Here is a 20,313-nt window from a genome sequence, read left to right on the forward strand (position 1 = left end):
TCCTAGAAGTCAAAGTCCGTCGTGAACGACCGCTTGATGGTGTAGTTCCCCTTAGAGAACGACTTCCACTGTGTCGTGTTAAGGATCGGCCCTTCGAGCCGGAGCTCCACAGGCCGGTTGTTGTACTGGTCAGCGTCCTGTGTCAGGTAGAGCACGGCCTTCTGGTATCGATCACGTGGGTCATCGGATTCGCTGTCGAAGGTGAGGACGGGCTGGTCGGAGATCAGCGTGTCGCCGACGTAGAGGCCAAGCCGGACCTGGCGCGGTTGGATCTTGTCCGTAACTGCCTCGCGCTGAAGCAGATTGACCGCCAGCTGCCCGGTGGTGATCTTGTTGGTCTCGGGCATGAGGTCCACGTTGACCGAGCGGATATCGCTCTTGCGCTTCTTGTTGACGGTAATTACCGGCACGACGATCTCTTGGAGGGATGCGCCGCCATGGACGTAACGGGTGCCAGCGCCGGGCAGCGGGATGCGGTGGATCGATTTGGGGATCTGGATATCGATATCACCGACAAGTCCTGCCTGGGCCGAGGTGAACGTGATGAAGGACGGGGACGGCTTTAGCGCCCGGCCGAGCACGTACCGGCGGTTGGTCTTGGTAACAGCGTCACCCTGGGGTGCCTCAGAGAGGTAATACGCCTGCTCAAGCGGGATGTCCTGGTACTGAAAGCCATGGTCAGCGGTGATCAGAATGTTCGTAGCGTTGGCGTTGGTCCACTTCTTCACCAGTTGGAGCAACTCGCGAAGGGTGTCCTCGGCCGCCTCGAAGACCGTCCGCTCGGTAGGCGCCTTGTCGCCAGCAGCGTCGATCCGGTCGTGATAGACGTAGAAGACTTGGTGCTTCGTGTAGAGCTCGCGAAGCTCGTTCCCCGGCATCGCCAAGACCTCGGCCGCAGTGATGGCGTGCCCCTTGACGTCGTTGAGGATCGTGTTGCGGTTGGCCGTACCGTTCGTCGGCTTCCCATCTGCGAGTACCGGGAAGCCCGAGGGGTCGAGCTCGAGGCTCGACTGGGGTAGCAGTGAGGCCATTCCGAGTTGGGTGTAACTCGGCAAGGAACCGAGCACGGCCGAGAGCGAGGCCTCGAACCGATCCTCGCTGCGCACCATCGAAGCGAGCTCCTCGGCGATCTCGTAGCGCATGCCGTCGGAGATGATCACGACAACCTTGGTGCGCCCGTCCTTGACGACGGGGCCGACGTGGCGGTCGAAGAACTTCGCCTGCGGAGTCAGCGCAGCGGACCTCCATTCACTCATGGGCTCAAGCGCCTGCTGCCAGAGCCCGCCGAACGCGTAGAGGTACGTGTTGGTGTACTGCTTGTCGACCTCAGCCTTGAGCGCTTCGAGCGGCTTCTGGAAGTCGGCGGTCTGGGAGGCATACGTGAACCAGCGGTAGTTCTGGTCGATGCGGAACCAGTCGGACTGGTACGTCGCAAGTCCGACCCCGGCTGACGCGATAGCGTGTGGAAGCGCGACGATCGCTGCGAGCAGCTCCGAGGCGCTCTGGATGGCGCTGTAAAGCTTGGCGTAGTTGGCTGCCCACAGGCTGTGCTGACGCTGCCAGACGACGTCGGCGACCTCGCGAGGCGTCACCGACTGGGAAGCGACGGCAGCGGCGAGGTCGACGACGACCTTGCGGTCGATCTCCTCGAAGATTGTGAGCTTGGCCAGGTCGCGGTAGTCGCGCTGGTCGATCTTCGACTTCACGTCGAGCGCTTCGGCCGCACGGGTTGCGAGCGACGTCATCACGTCCTGCGTGCGGACGTCGTACCGCAGCGCGTTGAAGTCGCTCCTAATGTTGCGGAGCTCGTCGGGAGTAACCGAGGCGAAATCCTCGATGGCGCGGCCAAACATCCACAGGACGAAGTCGTCCATAGTCGGTGTCGCGCTGGTGTACTTGTAGATGGTGGCGAGCCCGTCCCAGAGAAACTGGTCAAGGCCGAATGCGGCGAGGTCGTCAAGCTTCGTCGTCTTCCCGTTGGAGTTCTCGACCAAGAGTTCGCGCACGATGTCGGTCAGCTTGTTACCGGACGCCCTCACAAGCACCTGGCACATCTTGGCGCGCAGGCGTGCAGCGTCATCGCCGTCGTTGAGGAGCTTCTCGAGTGCTTCTTTGCGACTGTTCGCGGCGAAGAACTTCTGGTGCTGCTCGATCACCGGCAGTAGCGCCGGATCGTTCAGACCCAATTCCTGCTGGAGCATCGAGGCCCTATTGGCAGTGAAGACGCCGTAGGCGAGCTCGAGATCGAGCAGCCAGTTCGCGGTGCCGCGCGGGACGTCACCAGAACGGTAGACGACGTACTTGCCGGCGTGGTCGGCGAGAAGCGTGTTTTTCACGCCGAACTCGTTGTCCTTGGCTCGAATGACGTGCACCGCGCCGAGGTTCAGCGCGTCGAGATCGGCAGCGTACTCACCGGCAGCGTCATGCCAAAACACGACTCGCTGGGAAGTCAGACGGATTCGGAGGGCCTCCTGGACGGAGGTCAGATCAGTCACCGGCCGCCTCCAAACCGGGAATCCGTTTGAGCGCCGCACCGAACTTCGGATAGTTCGCCTTGACCCCGTCATCGAGATCGATCACCACGTTCTCGGACGCCTTGGGATAGAGAATGTCGTGCTCGTACTCGTTCAACTCGACCAGGACCTTGCGGACCTGGTCCGCTTCTTTGGCGTTCCCCGCACGCTCAGCTTGCTGCAGGGCCGACTCCAACTTGGTCACGTACTCACGCAGGTAGGTCAGCACCGTCGAGACCGATGACGGCGTGTACCGGTGCATGTAGATCACGGCGTTGAAGGAGCCCTTCGGACTCGAGAACATCCAGTAGATCGGGCGCTTCTTGTACCGCTGGACGTGGTCCTTGTAGAACGACTTTACGAAGTAGTCGCGCAGGTTCTTCACCCCGAGTGACTTGGTGACGAACTGGAGGTTCTCCTCGAAGCGCTCCTCCCCGAATGCAACTCGCAGGAACTGGCGGAACCGCGCCACGACGTCATCCTCGAACCAGTCGCCATCGACGATCGGAATCACGTTGTCGTGATCCGGCGTGAAGGTTGGCTTCGCAACCTTCGCAAGGTATTCCTCCAGCGTCGCGCCCCCATGAGAAAGAACTAGCCCCGGGACATCCAGGCTATAGCGACCGAACATGCAACCAACCGCGTAACTAATCAGATCTTGAACCACGAGCATCCGGAAGCGCTTCTGATACTCGGGATGCGGAAGTCCAGCGCCGAAGCGGAACGCAGCGTTGTAGCTCAGCGACACCCGGGAGACATCCACTTGAGATTTCACCTCCCCCGCGAGTCCAAACAAGTGGGCAACCGATTCGTTGTTCCGCTCCTCCAAGACCCGAGCACGTTCCGTGGCGTCATCGCTCGATATCTGGTGATCTCGCACCGCATCCTCGAGCAGACTTGAGCCGCGCGCGACCAAAGGGTTACAGGAATGGCGCCAGGAAGTCTCCGCCTGGTCCCAGTCCGCGCGAGCAATGTTGACAAGTTCACGGACAGAATCCGCAATGTCACTGCCCTCGCCCGGGTCAATGATCGGGAGATTGGCAATCGTACCGACATTGAAGGTGATCGTGGGCGCGATCGCCGCAAGAAGCTCGTGCGTAACAGACGAATTTAGAATACCGAGAAGAATCTCTGACAAATCAACTGAAGGAGGATAAACTCCGTCTCCCGTACTTCCAGCGGCGATGAAACCCGGCGGATACATTCGAAAGGCTGGCGATCCTGAGCTGACGTTCGACCACGACACCGACGGCTTGAAATAATAGTCGGCATTTTGCGGTCGCGACCGGACCTTGCCTCCGTTCTCAGAGCCGAATGCCCGAACTTCACCGCCATCGTCCTCCCAATTCACGACGTGCTCGTGGTTTCCGTACCACTTTCGATACTCCCCGCCCTTGTTGTAGGGGAACCAGCGAGCTTGAGACGCTCGGGCTGCGTCGCGCGATCCGCTCGCGAACGAGCTTCGGTCTACGGACACCTCCCACCACTGACGTACGAACGCTTGGCTATCGCCAGTCAGGAGCCCCTGTCGCGGCTCCGCGAGGTCACTAAGTGGCACGCCGTCGGAGAATGCTCGAAGCATCGAGTCCGATAGCCAGTACACGAGCGGCGATCCTGGGATAAGGGAAAAGTTGGCTTGGTCGAATGCGAAGGCGTTGTAATCTCGATCCAGGAAGAGCGCTTCAATCTCCGCGCTACTCCGGACATCCACGTGCCGCTCAAAGAGCTTTCGGTACGAGCCGTGTCGCCCGTTCGGGGATGCCTTCTGAAAGACGAATCCAACTGATCCAAAGTCAGACCCCCAAACCCCGCGGCCAAACTGCGCCAGGCAGACAAGATAATCGGTGCTAAAAAGCCTATTCCTAAGCTTCTCATACGACTTCAGCGCCATCCAAGCGGGAAGGTCGATGATCGCCCAGAACCCCCCACGGACAGTCAATGCCGAAGACCGAAGCATGAATGCCGTCATCAAGTCCGACTTCCCGTCGGCCCATTGCTCGCCGAGGTAAGAGGAAAGCCGTTCGGACATGTTCCCGCTGCCCATGTAGGGAGGGTTCGCCACGACTACCGAGTACCGCGGTGCCAAGCACTCGGATTGTGCAATGACCGCGGCCGCCCGGTCGCGCGTGTCGGCGTGAAGCATGTCGCCGTCGTCGCCGAGACTCGCGAGGTGGTGGGCGAGGCGTGCGGTGAGGTCCGGGTCGGGCTGAATGAGGGAACCGAACGTGTCTGCGTCAGCAAACTGGTTCCAGAATTCCCCCTCCGCGTGGCGATCGCCGTCCTTGGTCACGAGGTAGCTCAGCTCGTCGGCGCGGAAGGAGATAGGGTCGAGCACGCAGACGTTTGGTTCGACTGGGTTCTTCAGGAACAGCCTGCGCTTGGCTGCGGCCTTCATCGTCAGCGCGAATGCGGCAAGAGAACCTGCACGCGGGTCAATCTCAGTGCCGTAGAGGTTCTGCGTAAGAATGAGCCTCGGGATCTGCGAAGGCGTGTAGCCCTCCTCCTCGTAGATCGCGTAGAGAAGGTCGAAGGCGTACGTGAGCATGTGGCCGGAACCGCACGCAGGATCGATGACCTTCAGCTCCGCCGGCGTGTTGATCTTGAGGAAGTCAGTCTGCTCGTCGGCCGGAGCGATGTAATAGTCCATCTGGTCGACAAGCCGGGACTCAGGGTGGTTGAGCATCCACAGCCGGCCGAGGGAGTTCTCGACCAGATAGCGGACGATCCAGTGCGGGGTGAAGAGCTGGGTTGCAGCGGGGATCTCATCGGCGCCGGCCTTCTTGTTCTTCTTGAACCCGGCGAAGACCTCGTCCTTCCGCTCCGAGATGTAAAACTGGTAGAGCCAGCCGATGACCTCGACATCTCGACACACCTCGTCAGTGAGCACGTAGACGGAGCGGCTAAGGGCGGAGTCCTCCGCGAGCAGGTTGGCGGGGATGAGCAGTTCGGTGTAGTCGCCTTCGCGCTCGAACATAAACGGCATCGCCTGGTTCCAGTAGCGACAGTAGTCCGCGAGCAGCAGTGCGTATGCCTCGGCTTGGGCATCGAAGCCGGGTCGCGGTTGACGGGTGCCGTCGAGCAGTCCGGGAACGACCGCCCCGTTAACGCCCTTCACGACGTCGCCGTCGATCTGGCCGCGCTTCGCTGCAGCGAGAACCTCTGGCTGGCCGACCTGATCGGCGGCAGGTGATACGATCCCGATGCCGGTATAGCCGTTGGCGTCCATGAACCTTAGGGCGATGATGCGGTTGAACCAGGTGTAGGCGACCTTGTCGGCAACGTGAGCCTTGCCCGAGATGTCTCCACCCCCGGCGGCGATAGCCCGCTCCAGCGCGGTCACAGCGCGGGGCTGTTCGACGCGCTCGGGCGAACCCTGGGCGAGGACTGCCGTAATGCGCGCGCCGACCTCACGAATGAGTTCCGTGCGTGCCGAGGTGGCGAAGGACTTCAGTGATGCGGTGTCCATCAGAGCGTGATTCGCTTTCCGTCACTGAGAGTCGCGACAAGCGCGGCGCGGTACTTGGCAACGTAGTCGTCGAGGTCGGCTTCAGATTCCAGCACCCTCCCAGAAATGCCCGGTACCTTGATCGTTCTGACTGAAACCGTCTGCTTCGGCTGTGGCTTCGGCTCGTCGTCGTTGGCGGCGTCACTACCTCCGTCTTGGTGAGACGCGACGAGCTCGTCGAGAAGTCCTGGGTAGTCGTACTGCTCGAAGCTTGTTTCTGCCTGCAGAACCAGTGCAATTTGATTCTCACTGGCGAGGCGCCCAAGGATCTGTCCGATGCGGAGGCTCACGCGTTCGCGCGCTTCAACGGTGGCCTTCGCGTAGTCGGCACTACCGTGAATCTCCGACTGACGCCCCTCAATTGCGGCGGAAACCGCGGCGCGCTTGTCGGCGAGGACATCGTCGATCTGCCCGCGCAAGGAATCTACGGCGACCTTGAGCTGGTTCATCTTGTTGCCGCGGAAGCCGTTGGTATCACCGAGCAGAGTTCTAACGGTGTCAGCACTACTTGTAGGGAGGTAGCCGAGGTTCCCGGCATTGGCGCTCAGGAGGGCCTGCGCCTCGTCGAAGATCTTGGACTGCTGACCTTTCAGGAACGACTTGATCGGGTCGATCAGGTCTTCCTTGGCCCCCAGCAGCTCCTCGGACTTGTTGAACTCGCTCAGGTACCAGTCAGGCTGCCTACCGACGACCTCATCGAGCATCACGACCACGTCGGAGAGTTGGCTGACGAACGGATACCGGCTGCTGCTCACGAGGTCCGTGAGCTCGTCACGCCTGGCCGCGAGCCTGTCCTTGCCAAAACGGGCCAGTTCAGCAGGGTCGGTCGGCACGGCACCCTCGTCGAAGAAGTCGATGCAGAACTTCTTGAACGCGGCAACCTTGAACTGGTCGTATGCCTTCTGCGGCGCGACTACAACGTATTGGTGCTTACCCGTGTTGCGGATCAGATTTGCGGCCTCGGTGCGGACGACCGCATTGGAGTCGACACTCAGCGCCACCTTGCCGTGGCCAACTAGCCAGCCGAGCACGACCTCAATGGAACCGAGGTCCCACCCGTAGGGCTTGGTCTCGAAGCGGTCGACGATCTTCTTGATCGTCGTCTGCTCGCCCAAACCCGTCCGCGTGATGATCCAGGATTCCATCTCGGTGCCAGGCGAGTTCAGGGTGCTCAGCATCTCTGTGTCGACCAGCCTTTGCTCGTTCTTCACGACGCTGGCTATTTGCTGCTCCGAGAACACCTTTCCGCCGAGCAGGCCCAGGTTCGTGTATGTACGGCTGACGAGCTCTTGGAACCCGTCGGCGACACGGCCGATTGCATCTTGCGAGCTGGAGGTGACTTCCGAGGCATTGATGATCAAGTGCGCCTTGCCGACCGCTTGACGGAGACGCTCGATGAGTTCCTTCTCACGGTCGGCGTTGAGCACCTGCTTCGACTGGAGAATGGCCTGCGTCGAGGCTGTGGTACCGGAGTTGGTGCGCTGTTTCGTGTACTTCTCCGTTTTGAGCAGCAGCCGCACGTCGGCGAGCAGACGCTTGTCACGGCCGAGAAATACTCGCAGCTCGTCCCGGCCCATGCTCTGCGCGGCGATCTCGGAGTCGCTGTAACTCGTCTCGGGCGTGATGAAGTGGATCGTCAACTCGCGCTGGTTCCCCTGCACGATGTCGTCCAGCTTGTACCCGAAGGAGAAGTCCTGGCCATTCTTGGCGTACTTGAGCTTGTTGCTCTTAAGGATGTCGGATGACAGGTACCGGAAGAGCTTGCTGGAGACTTCAGAAGAGTCGATGTCGACCGCCTTAATCTCCTTCTCGATCTCTTGCTCCTCATTGGTGAGGTACTCATAGACGTTGCCGTTGCGCTGGAGATACGACTGGGTCTCCAGCAGGTTGAGCGCCTCCCGCACCTGCTTGCCCAATCCAGAGAGGTCGAGCCCGATGCGGTCGTAGACGAGCACGGTGAGGTTGCGTGGCGTGGCCTTGAAGGTGTCAACATACTTGACTAGGAACAGTGCCTTGAGCAGGCGGTTGGCGAGGATCGTGACGTCAGAGCCGGGATCGGGCAGGTGCCTCTCAGCCTGAAGAATCGCGCTCTGCGCCGCTGACTTCAGGGCGGCGCTAATACCCGCGAACATCTGGTCGAAGGTCGCGAGATAACCGATCCGCTCGTCACCCATGCGCTTGGCGACCTCCTGGACCACGCCGAGCATGGAGCGCTCCCCGACCGAGCTGTTCTTACCCTCGAACATGTTGTGTTCGGACAGACCCTCGATAGCGGCCTGAAACATCGGGATCTGATAGGTCACAAACGGGTATGTGCTGATGAACCGGTTGCCGTCGACGTAGTTGCGGTAGGTCTTCGCACCATCGACGAAGTCGAAGATCGTCTTGAAGTTGGCAGCCTCGTGCGAATGGATCGCCATCAGCTCGGCCGCGCCCGGATCGTTCTTCTCCAGGAGGCGCTTGCTGATGACCTCCTCGACGTCTTGGCTAGTGAGCTTCACCTTGACGCTGAAGCGAGCCTGAATCTTCGAGAAGTCGTTGCCCTGCTGCTTGGTGCGGTCGCCAATTACCTTGTCCATGTCCTCCTGGGATGTGACGAACACCCACGCCTGGCCCTTACACGCGGTGTTGAGGGACTCGGCGATGGTCTGCAGGTTGAGCATGAGCTTCACATCGTCGGCGATGAACTGGCCGACCTCGTCGACGAAGAAGTTCAGCCGGAATCCTGGCTCCTGCTTGTCGATCCACGCCTTCACGGACTCGGCGAAGCCCTCAATTGAGACGGCATAGGATTTCTGGTACTTGCCAATGATATCGGGGTTCGATTCACCGTTGACTTGGGTGAACGCCTTGTCGATGTTGTGGCCTTCGAGAGCTGTCTGCTCGCGACCCTGAGACCAGTCGATGCCTGCGTGCTTCGCAAAGGCTTTCCTGAAGGCCTCGTATTGCCCGCGCTTGTTGAGATCCTCCTCAAAGCGGGCCACCGCTCCGTCGTTGCCGAAGTAGCCACGGCTCTCATCGAACACCTTGACGAACACCTTGAGTAGCGCATCCGTTTGGTCCTTGGCGATCAGCGTCGCCTTCTGGTCGATGTTGAACAGAAGGCTCTTGGCCGGAATGGAGGAGGCCTTTTTAAGCGAAGCCAGCAGCATCGCATCGTCGCTCTTGCCGAGAAAACTCTCACTGACCTCCTCTCGTGGGAACGCCTGACCGTCAACGTCACCGAGGAGATGCGCGAGCATCTTAAGGAGGTGCGACTTTCCTGAGCCGAAGAAGCCGGAGATCCAAACGCCGTTGGCGTTGGTGTAGTTGGTGTACTCCTCCAGCAAGGGCGCCACACCCTTTGCCGCGTCGTTGGTGAGGACGTACTCCTCGACTTCGACACTGAGGTGGTCGGTGTCGTCGGCTTTGACGACGCCCTCGATCGAGCGGGTGACGTCCTTGAGGAAGATCTCATTGAGTTTCATCGGGTCATGCTTCCTGATCGAGGATGCGCTTGGCGCGGTAGAAAGAGTCGTCCTTGAGCTGGCCGAACAGGACCAGTGCCGAGCCTTGCGTGGCCGACACCTCATACCGTCCGGGGAAGAACATCAGCATCGGCCGGTCGGAGACGACGGCTTGCAAATTGTTGAGCACCGTATGGGAACGCACAAACGGGAACGCCTCACCGACACCGGTCAGGAAGAGGATCTGGAACGAGTTGTCCGTGATGCGCTCTTTGATCGCCGGGGCTAGGTGTATGTGCGGGTCAAGCATGTTCTGGAGCATCTTGAGGAAGTCGGGCTTGTCCATCGTTGGCTCGGCGGCGAGTACGCGCTCCCACACGTTGCGCTCTTTCAGCAGCTCGACACATAGGTCGTAGAGGTGGATCTCGAAGACCTTGATGCCCAACTCGGTGTCGAGCTTGGTTTTAATGCGCTTTCTGGCTTGCGCGACGTCGAGCGCCCACGCAGGGTCGTAGTCATAAATGAAGTGGGCGACCTCGTTGCCGAGGCCCTCCATCCTCAGGAAGCGTTCGCTGCTGAGCACCTTGAACAGGTGCTCCTCCTGCTGAGCCAACGTGAGCTTGGACGGAAGAGGCATCAGGCGTCCCTCGTCGGGAAGAAGCGGATGTCGCTCGGGGTGCGCCGCGTTAGAAAATCGATTATGCGGGCGGAGAGAAGAGCGGGCTCGATGGCACCCTTAGTCGTTACAAGCCCTGCCTCGCCCATCATCTTGAAGAGCACCTGCCGGAGCTTCTTATACGAGAGCTCCGTGACCGCGCCCAGCTCGTCGTGCCACATTGCCTTAGCACGGTAGAAGGAGTCGTAGTCGTCGTATGAGACCGTACCAGCCAAGGTGAGGAAACGCTCACGGAGCACCTCCTCGGCGAACTCGCCTATTAGCTCGTAGCGTCGACAGGCGGCTGCCCAAATAAGGTGACCCCGCTCAGACGCGGTGATTTCGGCGAGGATCGCAATCTCACGGTCAGAAAGCGCTGACATCCGCTTGATCGTCTCTCGCACGCGGCGGACACCAGTGCTTTGGGTTCGCGCCTGAAGAAGGTTTTCCTCAACGGCGACACCCCGGACCTTCGCCCAGTCGCGATGCTCGACGTACACAGGTGCCAAGACTGCGGCCTCCCGGGCAAGGAGGCCGCCGCTAGTAAACGACAATGAGTAGCGTTCATATGTGCCGTGTGGCATTGGGCCTCCTTTCTGGAATGGACAATAAATCAGAATACGTAATGCCGCCGACATCGCTCTAGCAAGGGCCGTATCGTTCAGCGCATTGGTGATGAGTCAGTTGCCGCCGCGCCCCCGCGGCGAACCCAGCCGTCAACCTCGCTCGCTTTGAATCTCCAAAGACGTCCAACCTTAGGTGCGGGCATACCTTTCTATGCAACCAAGGTATACGCGGTGTCTATGGTGACGCCAAGATGCGAGGCGATTTCGTCGACAGACAGACACGGCTGGGCCACTGCGGTTCTCCTTCTCCCGCACAGACCGACGTCCCCGATGGTATCGGAGTGACGATGGGTTCAGCGGAGTTTTTACTCCTGTAGCTGGCCCGAGGATACGGGAATAATGAGGTTCAGACTGACAAGTGGCTCGATAGCCAAGAGCTGCTGGTATTCGCCACCGGACAGGGCCGAATTTCACGCCATAGTGTGATTGAAGCGTCCCAAGTTGGGCCTGACGCACCGATAGGTGACAGATTCACGTGCTCTCAAGTGGTTCCGCATCATGATTGAACCCTACGTCCGAGAAGTCGGAGATGTGCCGATGACTCGATCCGACAGCAACCCTAACGAAAATTATTGACTATCGATAGATAATCGCCGACGATCAACACATGACAGGTCAACGTTGGGTTGTTGCCACCCTCAAGGCATCACTGGTCCTGCTCTTCGGGCTCCTATTCCTCTTTCAGACCATGTCTCTCCCAGGGCAGTTCGCCTATATGGCGCAGGAATCTCCCGACTTGGCGGTCCTTCGCTGGCCCGCCACGCTGATCACGATCTTCTGGGTGCTGTGCGTCCAGGTGGTCATCATCTGCATCTGGCATCTGCTCACCCTGGTCCAAAAAGACCGCATCTTCAGCTCCACCTCGATGCGCTGGGTCAACCTCGTACTGGGTGCGATCGGCGCCGCATGGCTGGTCCTGGTCGGAGTCTTTCTCTACATCGGGATCAGCGCCAGCGATCCGGGGATCCCTCTGGTGCTCGCGCTGATGGTGGCGGTGGGTGCCGTCGTCGGCCTGGTGATCGTGGTGATGCGGGCGCTGCTGAAGCAAGCGAACACGCTGCGCACCGACATGGAAGCCGTGATCTGATGCCGATCATCGTGCGGATCGATGTGGAGCTGGCCAAACGGAAGATGAGCGTCGGGGAGTTCGCTGAGCGGGTCGGGATCACCCCGGCGAATGTGGCGGTGCTCAAGAACGGACGCGCCAAGGCGATCCGGTTCAGCACGCTGGAGGCCATGTGCGAGGTCCTGCAGTGCCAGCCCGGAGACCTGATCGAGTGGGTGGAGGAATGAGCGGCCCGGTGCTGCAGACGGATGTGCTCGTCGTCGGGGCCGGACTGGCGGGACTGCGCGTGGCGACCCTGTTGGCGGAGCGCGGGCACTCGGTGGTGGTCATCGATCGGCGCCGGGACCTGACCACCTCCATCAGGACCACCGGGATCTTCGTGCGGCGCACCCTGGATGACTACGACCTGCCCGAGCACCTCCTGGGTCCAGCCATCCGCCGGGTGGTGCTGTACCCGCCGAGCCTGCGGGATCCGGTGGAGCTGGTCAGCGAGCGCGATGAGTACCGCGTCGGCGAGATGGGCCCGCTCTACGCCGCGGGCGCTAGGGCCGCAGTCCGCGCCGGAGCTGAACTGATGCTAGGCACCCGCTACCTGGGTGCTTCTGATGGCCGATACCAGGTGACCGGGCCTGGCGGACCCACCACGGTGCACGCCCGCTTCGTGGTCGGCGCAGACGGCGCGCGGTCGCGGGTGGCTCGCGATCTGGGACTGGACCGCAACACGCACCTGCTGGTCGGCGCGGAGGACGTCTTCACCGTCTCCGAGCCGGTGGACTCCCCCGCCTTCCACTGTGCGCTGGACCCCCGGCTGGCCCCCGGATACATCGGGTGGGTGATCAACGATGGAACCCACGCCCATGTGGGAACGGCCGGGTACTCCCGGCGCTTCACCGGCGGAGTGCGCAGCACGCTGGACGAATTCGCAACGCGAGCTCCAGGGTTGGCCGAGGCCGACCGCTCCCCCGCCCAGGTGGAGCGCCGCGGCGGACCCATCCCGGTCGGCGGGCTGCTGCGACGAATCAGCTCACCCGACGGACTGCTCGTCGGTGACGCCGCCGGTGCGGTGTCACCGCTGACCGCCGGCGGACTGGATCCCTGTCTGCGGCTCTCCGACTACGCGGCCTCCGCGCTGGACGAGGCACTGCGGACCGGCCGGCGAGAGGCACTGCAGGCCTACGATGGCGGCGCGCTGCGCCGGAAGTTCACCGGACGATTGATGATGCGCCACGCCCTGGCTCAGGTGACAAACCCGCTGATGGCCAGCGCCGGGTTCGAGGTGCTGCGGACGCCTTTCGGCAGAGCCGCGGCACGGAAGGTGCTCTTCGGAGACCGTTCCTTCCCCGACCCACCCGCGCCGGCGACCCCACTGGCGGCTCAGCGGCTGAGCGGCGTGTGAGCGGTCAGCATCTGCAGCGAACCCAACAACTCCTGGGTATACGGATGCGCCGGTGCGTGGAAGATCTGCTCGGCGTTCCCGGACTCCACGGCCTCCCCGTCCTTCATCACCAGGATGTGATCACTCATATGGTGGATCACGCCCAGGTCGTGAGAGATGAAGACGTAGGTGGTGCCCAGCGTCCCCTGCAGCTCGGTGAGCAGATCCAACACCTGCGCCTGCACCGAGACGTCCAGGGCTGACACGGCCTCATCCAGCACCACCACGTCGGGCTCCGGAGCCAAGGCTCGGGCGATGGCGAGCCGTTGGCGCTGCCCGCCGGAGAGCTGCAGGGGATGCTTGGCCAGGTGCTGTGGATCAAGCCCCACCAGGCGCACCAGTTCCTCGGCGCATTCTCGCAACTGCGCGCGTTGCCTGCGCCGTGCGCCGAACGCGATGCCATCGGTGGCGGGTTCCAGGGCGTCGGTGAGGATCTGTTCGGCGGTCCACCGCGGATCGAAGGAACTCAGCGGGTCCTGGTACACCACGGTGACCTCGCGCCGTCGGCTCCGCCGCCCCGAGGCGGCGAGGTTGCTCCACGGCTGCCCATTCAGCAGCACCGTCCCGGCATCGGGCTTCAGGAAACCCAGCGCCATCGAGGCGGTCGTAGATTTCCCTGAGCCGGACTCCCCCACGATCCCCAAGGTCTGACCCGCACGAACCTCGAAGGAGACGTCCTTCACCACGGTGCGGGTGACCCCGTCGGGACCGCGGAAGGACTTGGTCAGACCAGTCACTTCCAACACTGGGGGCGCGTCCGCTGACTCCGTGCCCCGTACCGGGGAGGTCTTCGGAACCTCCAGGGCCTGTGCGCGCTTCGCCGCGGTCAGGTACTCGCCCTTGGTGGTGCCGGACGGGACGGCATCGAGCAGCTGCCGGGTGTACTCATGCTGCGGGGAGTTGAGCACATCTTCGGCGGTGCCCTGTTCGACGATGTGCCCGCCCTGCATCACCAGGACCCGGTCGGCGAGCCGTCCCACCACGGAGAAGTCGTGACTGATCAGCAGCAGGGCTGCGCCGGCAGCCTTGCGCTCCGCCAACAGGTCCAGCACCTGGGCCTGGACCGTCACATCCAAGGCGGTGGTGGGCTCGTCGGCCACCAGCAGCGGCGGGTCATTGGCGATCGCCGAAGCGATCAGCGCGCGCTGGCGCAGGCCGCCGGAGAGTTCCCCGGAGCGCTGCCGCGCCCGCAGGTCGGGTTCGGGCACTCCCACGGCCTCGAGCAACTCGATCACCCGCTCGTGCCGTCGGGAGGCCTTGGTGACTCCGTGCAGCCGCAGCGACTCCCCGATCTCCGCACCGATTGTGCGCAGCGGATCCAAGGACACCAATGCGTCTTGGAGGATGAAACCGACCTGGGCACCGCGGATCCGACGCCACTGAGCGTCGGTCGTCTGTTGGATGTCGTGTCCACCGACCGTGGCGCGGGTCGCTTGCACGTGGGAGTTCGATCCGGTGAGACCGATCAGGGTGCGAGCGGTCACGGACTTGCCGGACCCGGATTCACCGATCACCGCCACGCATTCACCCGGGTTGATCCCCAGCGAGAGGTCGCGCACCACATGGTGGGCGGTGCCGGCGGCGTCGGTGAACCAGACGTTGAGATCTTCCAGCGCGACCAGGGACGTGGATGTCGCCGACGGGTCAGTTGCGGCCACGGGCCGGTCCGGGATAGCGGTGTCGAAGACGGGATTAGCGATGGTAGTCGTCATGATGGGGATCCTTCCAAGGCGGATTCGAGATGCTTGCCGAGAACCGTGGCGGTCAGCGCGGTCGCCAGCACGGCGAGGCCGGGCAGGATTTCCAGCCACCAGGCTTCGGTGATGTAGGGGCGACCGGCTTCCAGCAGGGCCCCCCATTCGGGTGAGGGTGGGGCCACGCCAAAGCCCAGGAAGGCCAAGCCGGAGGCCCACACAATCGACTGCCCGATCCCCAGGGTCAGGATCGCGAGCAGCGGGCGCAGCGCATTGGGCAGGATGTGCCGGGTCAGGATCCGCGCAGGTGAGTGCCCCAATGCTTCAGCGGCCTGCACGTATCCGGAGCGGCGCACGGCGAGGATCTGTCCACGCACCATGCGGGTATAACCGGGGGCGGTTCCCAGCCCGACCGCGAGGATCAGCGTGGGTGCCGACGGCCCGTAGACGGTGATGAAGACCATCGCCAGCAGCAGGGTCGGGAAGGCGAAGAACACGTCGAGGCCCCGCCCGATCAAGGCGTCCGCCCACCGACCGCCCAGCCCGGCCCAGGATCCGAAGATCACTGCCAGGCCGACGCCGATCCCGGTGGCGCCCAGCCCGATCAGCAGTGACTGCCCGGTGCCGTGGACCATCCGGGAGTACAGGTCCCGCCCGGATTGGTCGGTGCCGAACCAGTGTCCCCAGGTCGGCGCGGCCAAGGGAATGTCGAGCCGAAGCGCGCGGGGATCGTGGGTGGCCAGCAGCGACGGCGCCAGGCTGGCGATCAGCAGGATCAGCGCAAAGACCGCAGCGATCCAGACGGTGAGCGGGACCTGACGGAGCCGACTCTTGTGTCTGTGGGACTGCAGCGACACGTGCAACTGGGAGGCCGCCGTCGTCGGCTTCTGGGTGGTCGGTTTTGTGGCTGCCGGGCCACTAAGCGTGGTGGTCATGAGTTACTCCAACTCGGGTTCGGAAGAAATCTGACTCGCTGAGAATCTGACTCGGTGAGTCAGTTTCAGCGAGCCAGTTTCAGTCGCGGATCAACGAGGACATAGGCGGTGTCCACCACCAGGTTCGCGATGACGTAGATCAGCGCCACGAGCATCACGACGCCGCAGACCACCGGCAGGTCACGCCCGTTGACCGCGTCGACCAGGACACGTCCGAGGCCGGGCCGGGAGAAGACGTTCTCTGCGATCACCGCCGCGGAGAACAGCGAGCCGATGGCCCAGCCGGTCAGGGTGAGCCCGGGCAGCAGCGCGTGGCGCAGCACGTGCCTGATCCGCACCCCGGTGTCGCTCATGCCGCGTGCCCGCGCGGTCAGGACGAAGGGCTCGTCCAACGTGCGTTCGAAGGCGGCGCGCATGGTCTGTCCCAGGAACCCGGCCAGCGGGATGCCCAGGGTCAGTGCGGGAAGCACCAGACCCAGGAGTCCCTCTCCCCCGACCACCGGGAACAGTCCCAGACCGAGTGCGAAGACCACGAGCAGGATGATGCCCAGCCAGTACTGCGGCAGAGCGGCCGCAGCGGCTTCGAGCCCTGAGAACAACCGGGACACCCAGCCCACTCGGCGCGCGGTCAGCACCAGCAGGGCCAGGGCGATGACCCAAGCGACCACCAGGGACGCGAAGGTCAGGATCACCGTCGGGGCGATCTGGTCTCCGATGACCGTGGTGACCGGCTGCAGGAGCTGGTACGAGATGCCCAGGTCCCCGCGGAGCAGGCCGCCCAAGAAGTTCAGGTACTGCAGGAACAGCGGGTCGGAGAAGCCGAACATCTCATTGATCGGCGCCAGTTCCTCGGCGGATCGCTCCTGGACCTGGCCCGTCTGCTGATTCAGCAGCATCGTGGCCCGGTCCCCCGGAAGCAGCGCCTGCATCAGGAACGTCAAGGATGCGGCGGCCCAGACCACGAAGACCGCACCGCCGAGTTTGCGCAGGATCAGTGAGACGACGAGTCTCGGGTCGGTGCGCTGACGTGGGGAGGTCGGAGTTGGTTCCGCGGCCGCGGCCTGGCGGGGCTCTGCGGATGCGCTGAGCGTCGGGAGCGTCATGGGTCAGCCCTCTTCCTCGGTGATGAAATATGCGTCGTGGAAGACCGGCGCACCTTGCGAGGCCTCCAGCCAGACCCCGGTGAGCTCATCCGAGACTGCGATCGTGTTGGTCTGGGTGTAGAGCCCGATGGCCGGGGCGAGCTCGCTGAGCTGGCGCTGCGCGGCGGAGAAATGCTCGGTGACCTCCTCCGACGTCGGGGCCTGGAGTGCCTTCTGGATCGTGCCGAAGACGCCATGGTCCGCCAGGAACGTGGTGTTGGCCCCATTGGGCGCTTCCTCGGTGCCCGGCCGGTAGTTGATGTTAAGAATGCCCGCGTGCGGTGAGGTCCAATAACCGACCTGCGCGTCATAGGCATCGGGACCGGAGAACGCGCCGGAGAACATCTCCGAGGGGGTCAGTGGGCGCAGCTGGATGTCGAAGCCCGCGGCGCGGGCCTGTTCCTGGAAGTTCTGGATCACGGTGTTCCCGTCGGGGGTGACGATGGTGTTGAGCCCATATGTGAACAGCACCTCGAGACGTTCTCCGTTCTTGAGCCGGGTGCCGTCCTCGTCGCGTTCGGTCCACCCGGCGTCGTCGAGCAGCTGATTGGCTTGGTAGAGATCGAAGGGGTACTCGGTGGCCGCGGCGACGTCGTAGTCCGGAGTGCTCTGGGAGAGGTACCCACTGGGCTCAGACGGGACGGTGCCGAGGAAGGCTGATTCGATGTTGGCTTCGCGGTCGGTGGCGAAGCTAAGCGCCTGCCGGACCTGCTGATCTGCGAAGACACCCTTCTCGGTGTTGAGGTTGATCACCACAGGCCGGCCAGGCGTGATGAACTGCTTGAAGTTGAACCGCTCCTGGGCCTCGGCGATGTTCACCGCTGGCACCTCGCCTATCACGTCGCTCTCCTCGGAGAGCAGCGAACCGTAGCGCGAGGTGTTGTCCGGGATGAAGCTCCACCGGATGCCCTCCACATAGGCTGGCCCCTGGTGCTTCGCGTTCGCGGGCGCTGAGTTGTAGTCCTCGTTGCGCGAGAACTCGAGGTACTGGCCGCTCTCCCAGGCCTGTACGATGAAGGGCCCGGAGCCGATCGGGGCCCGGCAGTTCTCCTCAGCACTGCGGGTCTCCAACGCCGTCGGCGATTGGATCCCGAAGTAGGACTGGGAGATGGTCGAGAGGAAGGGCGAGAACGGGGCCGAGAGCCGGATCTCCACGGTATGCTCATCTATTGCCTCCGCGGCCTCATAGAACCCGCCCAGGTGGGCGGCGGCCGTTCCATTGCCGCCGTCGAGCCAGTGGTCGAAGTTGTACGCCACGGCTTCGGCGTCGACCGGTGTGCCGTCGGTGAAGGACACGTCTTCACGCAGCGACAGCGTCCAGACCAGCTGATCCTCGGAGACCTCCCAGTTGGTGGCGAGCCAGGGGACGACGTCCCCGTCTTCATCCTGGGAGACCAGCGAGTCCAGGATCTGACGCGAGGTGAAGGTCTCTTGGATCCAGCCTCCGTAGACGCACAGCGGCTCTTGGAGATGGCCGTATTCGATGATGCCGCCGGACTGAGGGTCATCCGTGGGCTGCCGGTCTGCGACCTGTTCGGTGCCGACGAAGCCCGAGCTGCTGCTGCACCCGGCCAGGACGGCCGCGCTGAGGAACGCGGTAGTGCCCAGCAGGAGCGTGTGTCGTAGCCGGTTTTTGGGTGCGTTCGGGGAGGGCGGGGTGGTCATGGGGCTCCTTCTCGGAGTGGTTCAGACAGGAAGAATCGTGGTGCGCAGGGCTCAGAGGGTGGCAGGCACCTTGGCGAAGGCTCCGCGGTAGCGGGCGCCGGGATGGGTCTCGGGCAGCCGGTCGCGGCCGAAGAGCTTCTTCCGCAGCGTGCCGGGGGCGTATTCGCTCTGGGCCAGTCCACGGTCGCGCAGGACCGGCAGCACCTTGTCGGCGAACTCCTGGAAGGAGCCGGGGATCACCCAGTTGACGACGTTGACCCCGTCCACTCCGGCGGTCTGCCACAGCTGAAGCTGATCAGCGATCTGCTCAGGGGTGCCCACGATCCGGTTGTTGCGGTTGGAGCGCCAGGCGATGTCGGCCACCAGCGGCTCGCGATCGGTGATCGTCTTCGACGCCCACTCGGTGAACCCGCGCCGGGTGTTGGTCTGAACGTCCTTCAGCGGGGTCTCGGGAGGGTAGACGCGTCCGTCAGGGTCCACCAGCGCCGCGTGCGCGAGGTATCCGTCCAGGGACACGAACTCTTCGACTTCCTTCAGCTTCCGCTGCGCTTCTTCTTCCGTGTCACCGATGATGAAGCTCAGCCCCTGGAAGAACTTGATGTCCTCTGGTGCACGTCCTGCGTCCGCGGCGCGAGCGCGGGTGTCCTCGATCTGCAGCTTGGCGACCGCTGGGTTCGGGGCGGCAAGGAAGACCGCTTCCGCGTTGCGGGCGGCGAAGTCCCGCCCGGAGACGGAGGATCCGGCCTGGAACAGGAGCGGGGTGCGCTGGGGGGAGGGTGCGGGCAGGTGCGGGCCCTCCACAGCATACCGTTCACCCTGATGGTAGATCTTGTGCACCTTGGTCGGGTCGGAGTAGCGGGAACCGGCGCGGTCCTTGATGACGGCACCTTCGTCCCAGGAGCCTTCCCAGAGCTTGTAGGTCACATCGACGTACTCGTCGGCCCAGCGGTACCGCTCGGAGTGTTCCGTGAGTCCTGGCAGGCCGTAGTTGCGTGACCCGTTGTCCTGCATCCCGGTGACGATGTTCCAGGCGATCCGACCCTTGGAGATGTGGTCCAGTGTGGAGATCTGCCGGGCGAACTGGAACGGGTGCGACTGGAAGACGTTGGAGGTGGTGGCCAGGCCGATGTTCTCAGTGACCACGGCGAGGGCGCCGAGCAGCACGGTCGGATCGTTGGACGGGATCTGCAGCCCCTCATTGAGATAGACCGAATAGTCCGCGTCAGAATCCCCGTAGTGGCCCGAGACATCGGCGAAGAACATCGCGTCGAACTTCGCATCCTCCAGGATCTTGGCCAGATCGATCCAGGTGTTCACGTCGGTGAACTCGGTCTGCTGCGCATCCTCGCGGCGCCACTGGCCGTGGTGGATGTGGCTGCTCGTGTTCATCACGAAGGCATTGAAATGCAGCGGGGTGCGTGCGGAGGTGTTGTGAGGCATGAGGTTTCCACGTCACTTTCGGACCATGGCGCCGCGCAGCTTCCCGTATTGGGGGCGGATGCGTGGGCACCGTACTTGCCCGGGACGGTGTTGACTCCGGGCCGAATCATCACCTGGAGCACCCCACTACGGTGAGAGGGTTGCTGTCCGGACAGCCAGGGCTGTCGTCCGGAACTCGTGATTCTGAGGTT

The 20,313-nt window shown here is 62.9% G+C and carries 13 protein-coding genes and 1 riboswitch; of the genes, 3 read left to right on the plus strand and 10 right to left on the minus strand.

The features are described 5' to 3' along the window. Window positions 1-2: 2 nt before the first annotated feature. Genes pglZ through LTH93_RS03085 form a run of 5 tightly spaced genes read right to left on the minus strand, consistent with a single transcriptional unit; the run spans window position 3 to window position 10,703 of the window. Window positions 3-2,495, minus strand: coding sequence for a BREX-1 system phosphatase PglZ type A (pglZ, locus tag LTH93_RS03065; RefSeq protein WP_241470044.1), 2,493 nt, complete (start codon window positions 2,493-2,495; stop codon window positions 3-5). Then, window positions 2,488-5,979 (minus strand): BREX-1 system adenine-specific DNA-methyltransferase PglX, encoded by a 3,492-nt coding sequence (gene pglX / locus LTH93_RS03070; RefSeq protein ID WP_241470045.1) that lies wholly within the window; start codon window positions 5,977-5,979, stop codon window positions 2,488-2,490. The genes pglZ and pglX overlap by 8 nt, the downstream gene beginning before the upstream one ends. Further along, entirely contained in the window at window positions 5,979-9,485 is a 3,507-nt protein-coding gene (gene brxC / locus LTH93_RS03075) for a BREX system P-loop protein BrxC (RefSeq protein ID WP_241470046.1), read from the minus strand. The genes pglX and brxC overlap by 1 nt, the downstream gene beginning before the upstream one ends. 4 nt (window positions 9,486-9,489) lie before the next feature. Next, window positions 9,490-10,101 carry a DUF1788 domain-containing protein gene (locus LTH93_RS03080; protein ID WP_241470047.1) on the minus strand — a complete coding sequence of 204 codons (612 nt, stop codon included), beginning with the start codon at window positions 10,099-10,101 and terminating at the stop codon, window positions 9,490-9,492. Next, window positions 10,101-10,703: a DUF1819 family protein gene (locus LTH93_RS03085; RefSeq protein WP_241470048.1), complete on the minus strand. Its 603-nt coding sequence runs from the start codon at window positions 10,701-10,703 to the stop codon at window positions 10,101-10,103. Before LTH93_RS03085 ends, LTH93_RS03080 begins: the two co-directional genes overlap by 1 nt. Before the next feature lie 649 nt (window positions 10,704-11,352). On the opposite strand from LTH93_RS03085, the gene LTH93_RS03095 reads away from it, so the two are divergent. Genes LTH93_RS03095 through LTH93_RS03105 form a run of 3 tightly spaced genes read left to right on the plus strand, consistent with a single transcriptional unit; the run spans window position 11,353 to window position 13,207 of the window. Further along, window positions 11,353-11,832 carry a DUF2975 domain-containing protein gene (locus LTH93_RS03095; protein WP_241470049.1) on the plus strand — a complete coding sequence of 160 codons (480 nt, stop codon included), beginning with the start codon at window positions 11,353-11,355 and terminating at the stop codon, window positions 11,830-11,832. Continuing rightward, window positions 11,832-12,038, plus strand: coding sequence for a helix-turn-helix domain-containing protein (locus tag LTH93_RS03100; RefSeq protein ID WP_106122916.1), 207 nt, complete (start codon window positions 11,832-11,834; stop codon window positions 12,036-12,038). The genes LTH93_RS03095 and LTH93_RS03100 overlap by 1 nt, the downstream gene beginning before the upstream one ends. Before the next feature lie 8 nt (window positions 12,039-12,046). Then, a complete protein-coding gene (locus LTH93_RS03105; RefSeq protein ID WP_241470050.1) occupies window positions 12,047-13,207 on the plus strand; it encodes an FAD-dependent oxidoreductase in 1,161 nt (386 codons plus the stop codon). On the opposite strand, the gene LTH93_RS03110 is transcribed toward LTH93_RS03105, so the two are convergent. From LTH93_RS03110 to LTH93_RS03130, 5 genes are all read right to left on the minus strand, one after another. Next, entirely contained in the window at window positions 13,186-14,958 is a 1,773-nt protein-coding gene (locus LTH93_RS03110; protein ID WP_241470051.1) for a dipeptide ABC transporter ATP-binding protein, read from the minus strand. The genes LTH93_RS03105 and LTH93_RS03110 overlap by 22 nt on opposite strands. Beyond that, window positions 14,955-15,875 carry an ABC transporter permease gene (locus LTH93_RS03115; RefSeq protein ID WP_241470052.1) on the minus strand — a complete coding sequence of 307 codons (921 nt, stop codon included), beginning with the start codon at window positions 15,873-15,875 and terminating at the stop codon, window positions 14,955-14,957. Before LTH93_RS03115 ends, LTH93_RS03110 begins: the two co-directional genes overlap by 4 nt. A 65-nt stretch (window positions 15,876-15,940) precedes the next feature. Next, the gene (locus LTH93_RS03120; RefSeq protein WP_241470053.1) at window positions 15,941-16,978 is read right to left on the minus strand and encodes an ABC transporter permease; all 1,038 of its coding nucleotides are present in this window, start codon (window positions 16,976-16,978) and stop codon (window positions 15,941-15,943) included. Window positions 16,979-16,981: 3 nt separating this feature from the next. Then, entirely contained in the window at window positions 16,982-18,682 is a 1,701-nt protein-coding gene (locus LTH93_RS03125) for an ABC transporter substrate-binding protein (protein WP_241470054.1), read from the minus strand. Between the two features lie 51 nt (window positions 18,683-18,733). Beyond that, window positions 18,734-20,122, minus strand: coding sequence for an NtaA/DmoA family FMN-dependent monooxygenase (locus LTH93_RS03130; protein WP_241470055.1), 1,389 nt, complete (start codon window positions 20,120-20,122; stop codon window positions 18,734-18,736). A 66-nt stretch (window positions 20,123-20,188) separates the two neighbouring features. Further along, window positions 20,189-20,305: riboswitch (SAM riboswitch) on the minus strand. Between the last annotated feature and the right edge of the window lie 8 nt (window positions 20,306-20,313).

The sequence above is a fragment of the Nesterenkonia sp. DZ6 genome (assembly GCF_022565835.1).
In the GTDB taxonomy this organism is placed as follows: domain Bacteria; phylum Actinomycetota; class Actinomycetes; order Actinomycetales; family Micrococcaceae; genus Nesterenkonia.

What these genes read in the sequence shown, in the direction of transcription:
- LTH93_RS03125 (WP_241470054.1), bottom strand. Translation starts at nt 18,682, where the DNA reads ATGACCACCCCGCCCTCCCCGAACGCACCCAAAAACCGGCTACGACAC.
- LTH93_RS03085 (WP_241470048.1), bottom strand. Translation starts at nt 10,703, where the DNA reads ATGCCACACGGCACATATGAACGCTACTCATTGTCGTTTACTAGCGGC.
- pglX (WP_241470045.1), bottom strand. Translation starts at nt 5,979, where the DNA reads ATGGACACCGCATCACTGAAGTCCTTCGCCACCTCGGCACGCACGGAA.
- LTH93_RS03130 (WP_241470055.1), bottom strand. Translation starts at nt 20,122, where the DNA reads ATGCCTCACAACACCTCCGCACGCACCCCGCTGCATTTCAATGCCTTC.
- LTH93_RS03110 (WP_241470051.1), bottom strand. Translation starts at nt 14,958, where the DNA reads ATGACGACTACCATCGCTAATCCCGTCTTCGACACCGCTATCCCGGAC.
- LTH93_RS03115 (WP_241470052.1), bottom strand. Translation starts at nt 15,875, where the DNA reads ATGACCACCACGCTTAGTGGCCCGGCAGCCACAAAACCGACCACCCAG.
- LTH93_RS03100 (WP_106122916.1), top strand. Translation starts at nt 11,832, where the DNA reads ATGCCGATCATCGTGCGGATCGATGTGGAGCTGGCCAAACGGAAGATG.
- LTH93_RS03095 (WP_241470049.1), top strand. Translation starts at nt 11,353, where the DNA reads ATGACAGGTCAACGTTGGGTTGTTGCCACCCTCAAGGCATCACTGGTC.
- LTH93_RS03120 (WP_241470053.1), bottom strand. Translation starts at nt 16,978, where the DNA reads ATGACGCTCCCGACGCTCAGCGCATCCGCAGAGCCCCGCCAGGCCGCG.
- LTH93_RS03080 (WP_241470047.1), bottom strand. Translation starts at nt 10,101, where the DNA reads ATGCCTCTTCCGTCCAAGCTCACGTTGGCTCAGCAGGAGGAGCACCTG.
- brxC (WP_241470046.1), bottom strand. Translation starts at nt 9,485, where the DNA reads ATGAAACTCAATGAGATCTTCCTCAAGGACGTCACCCGCTCGATCGAG.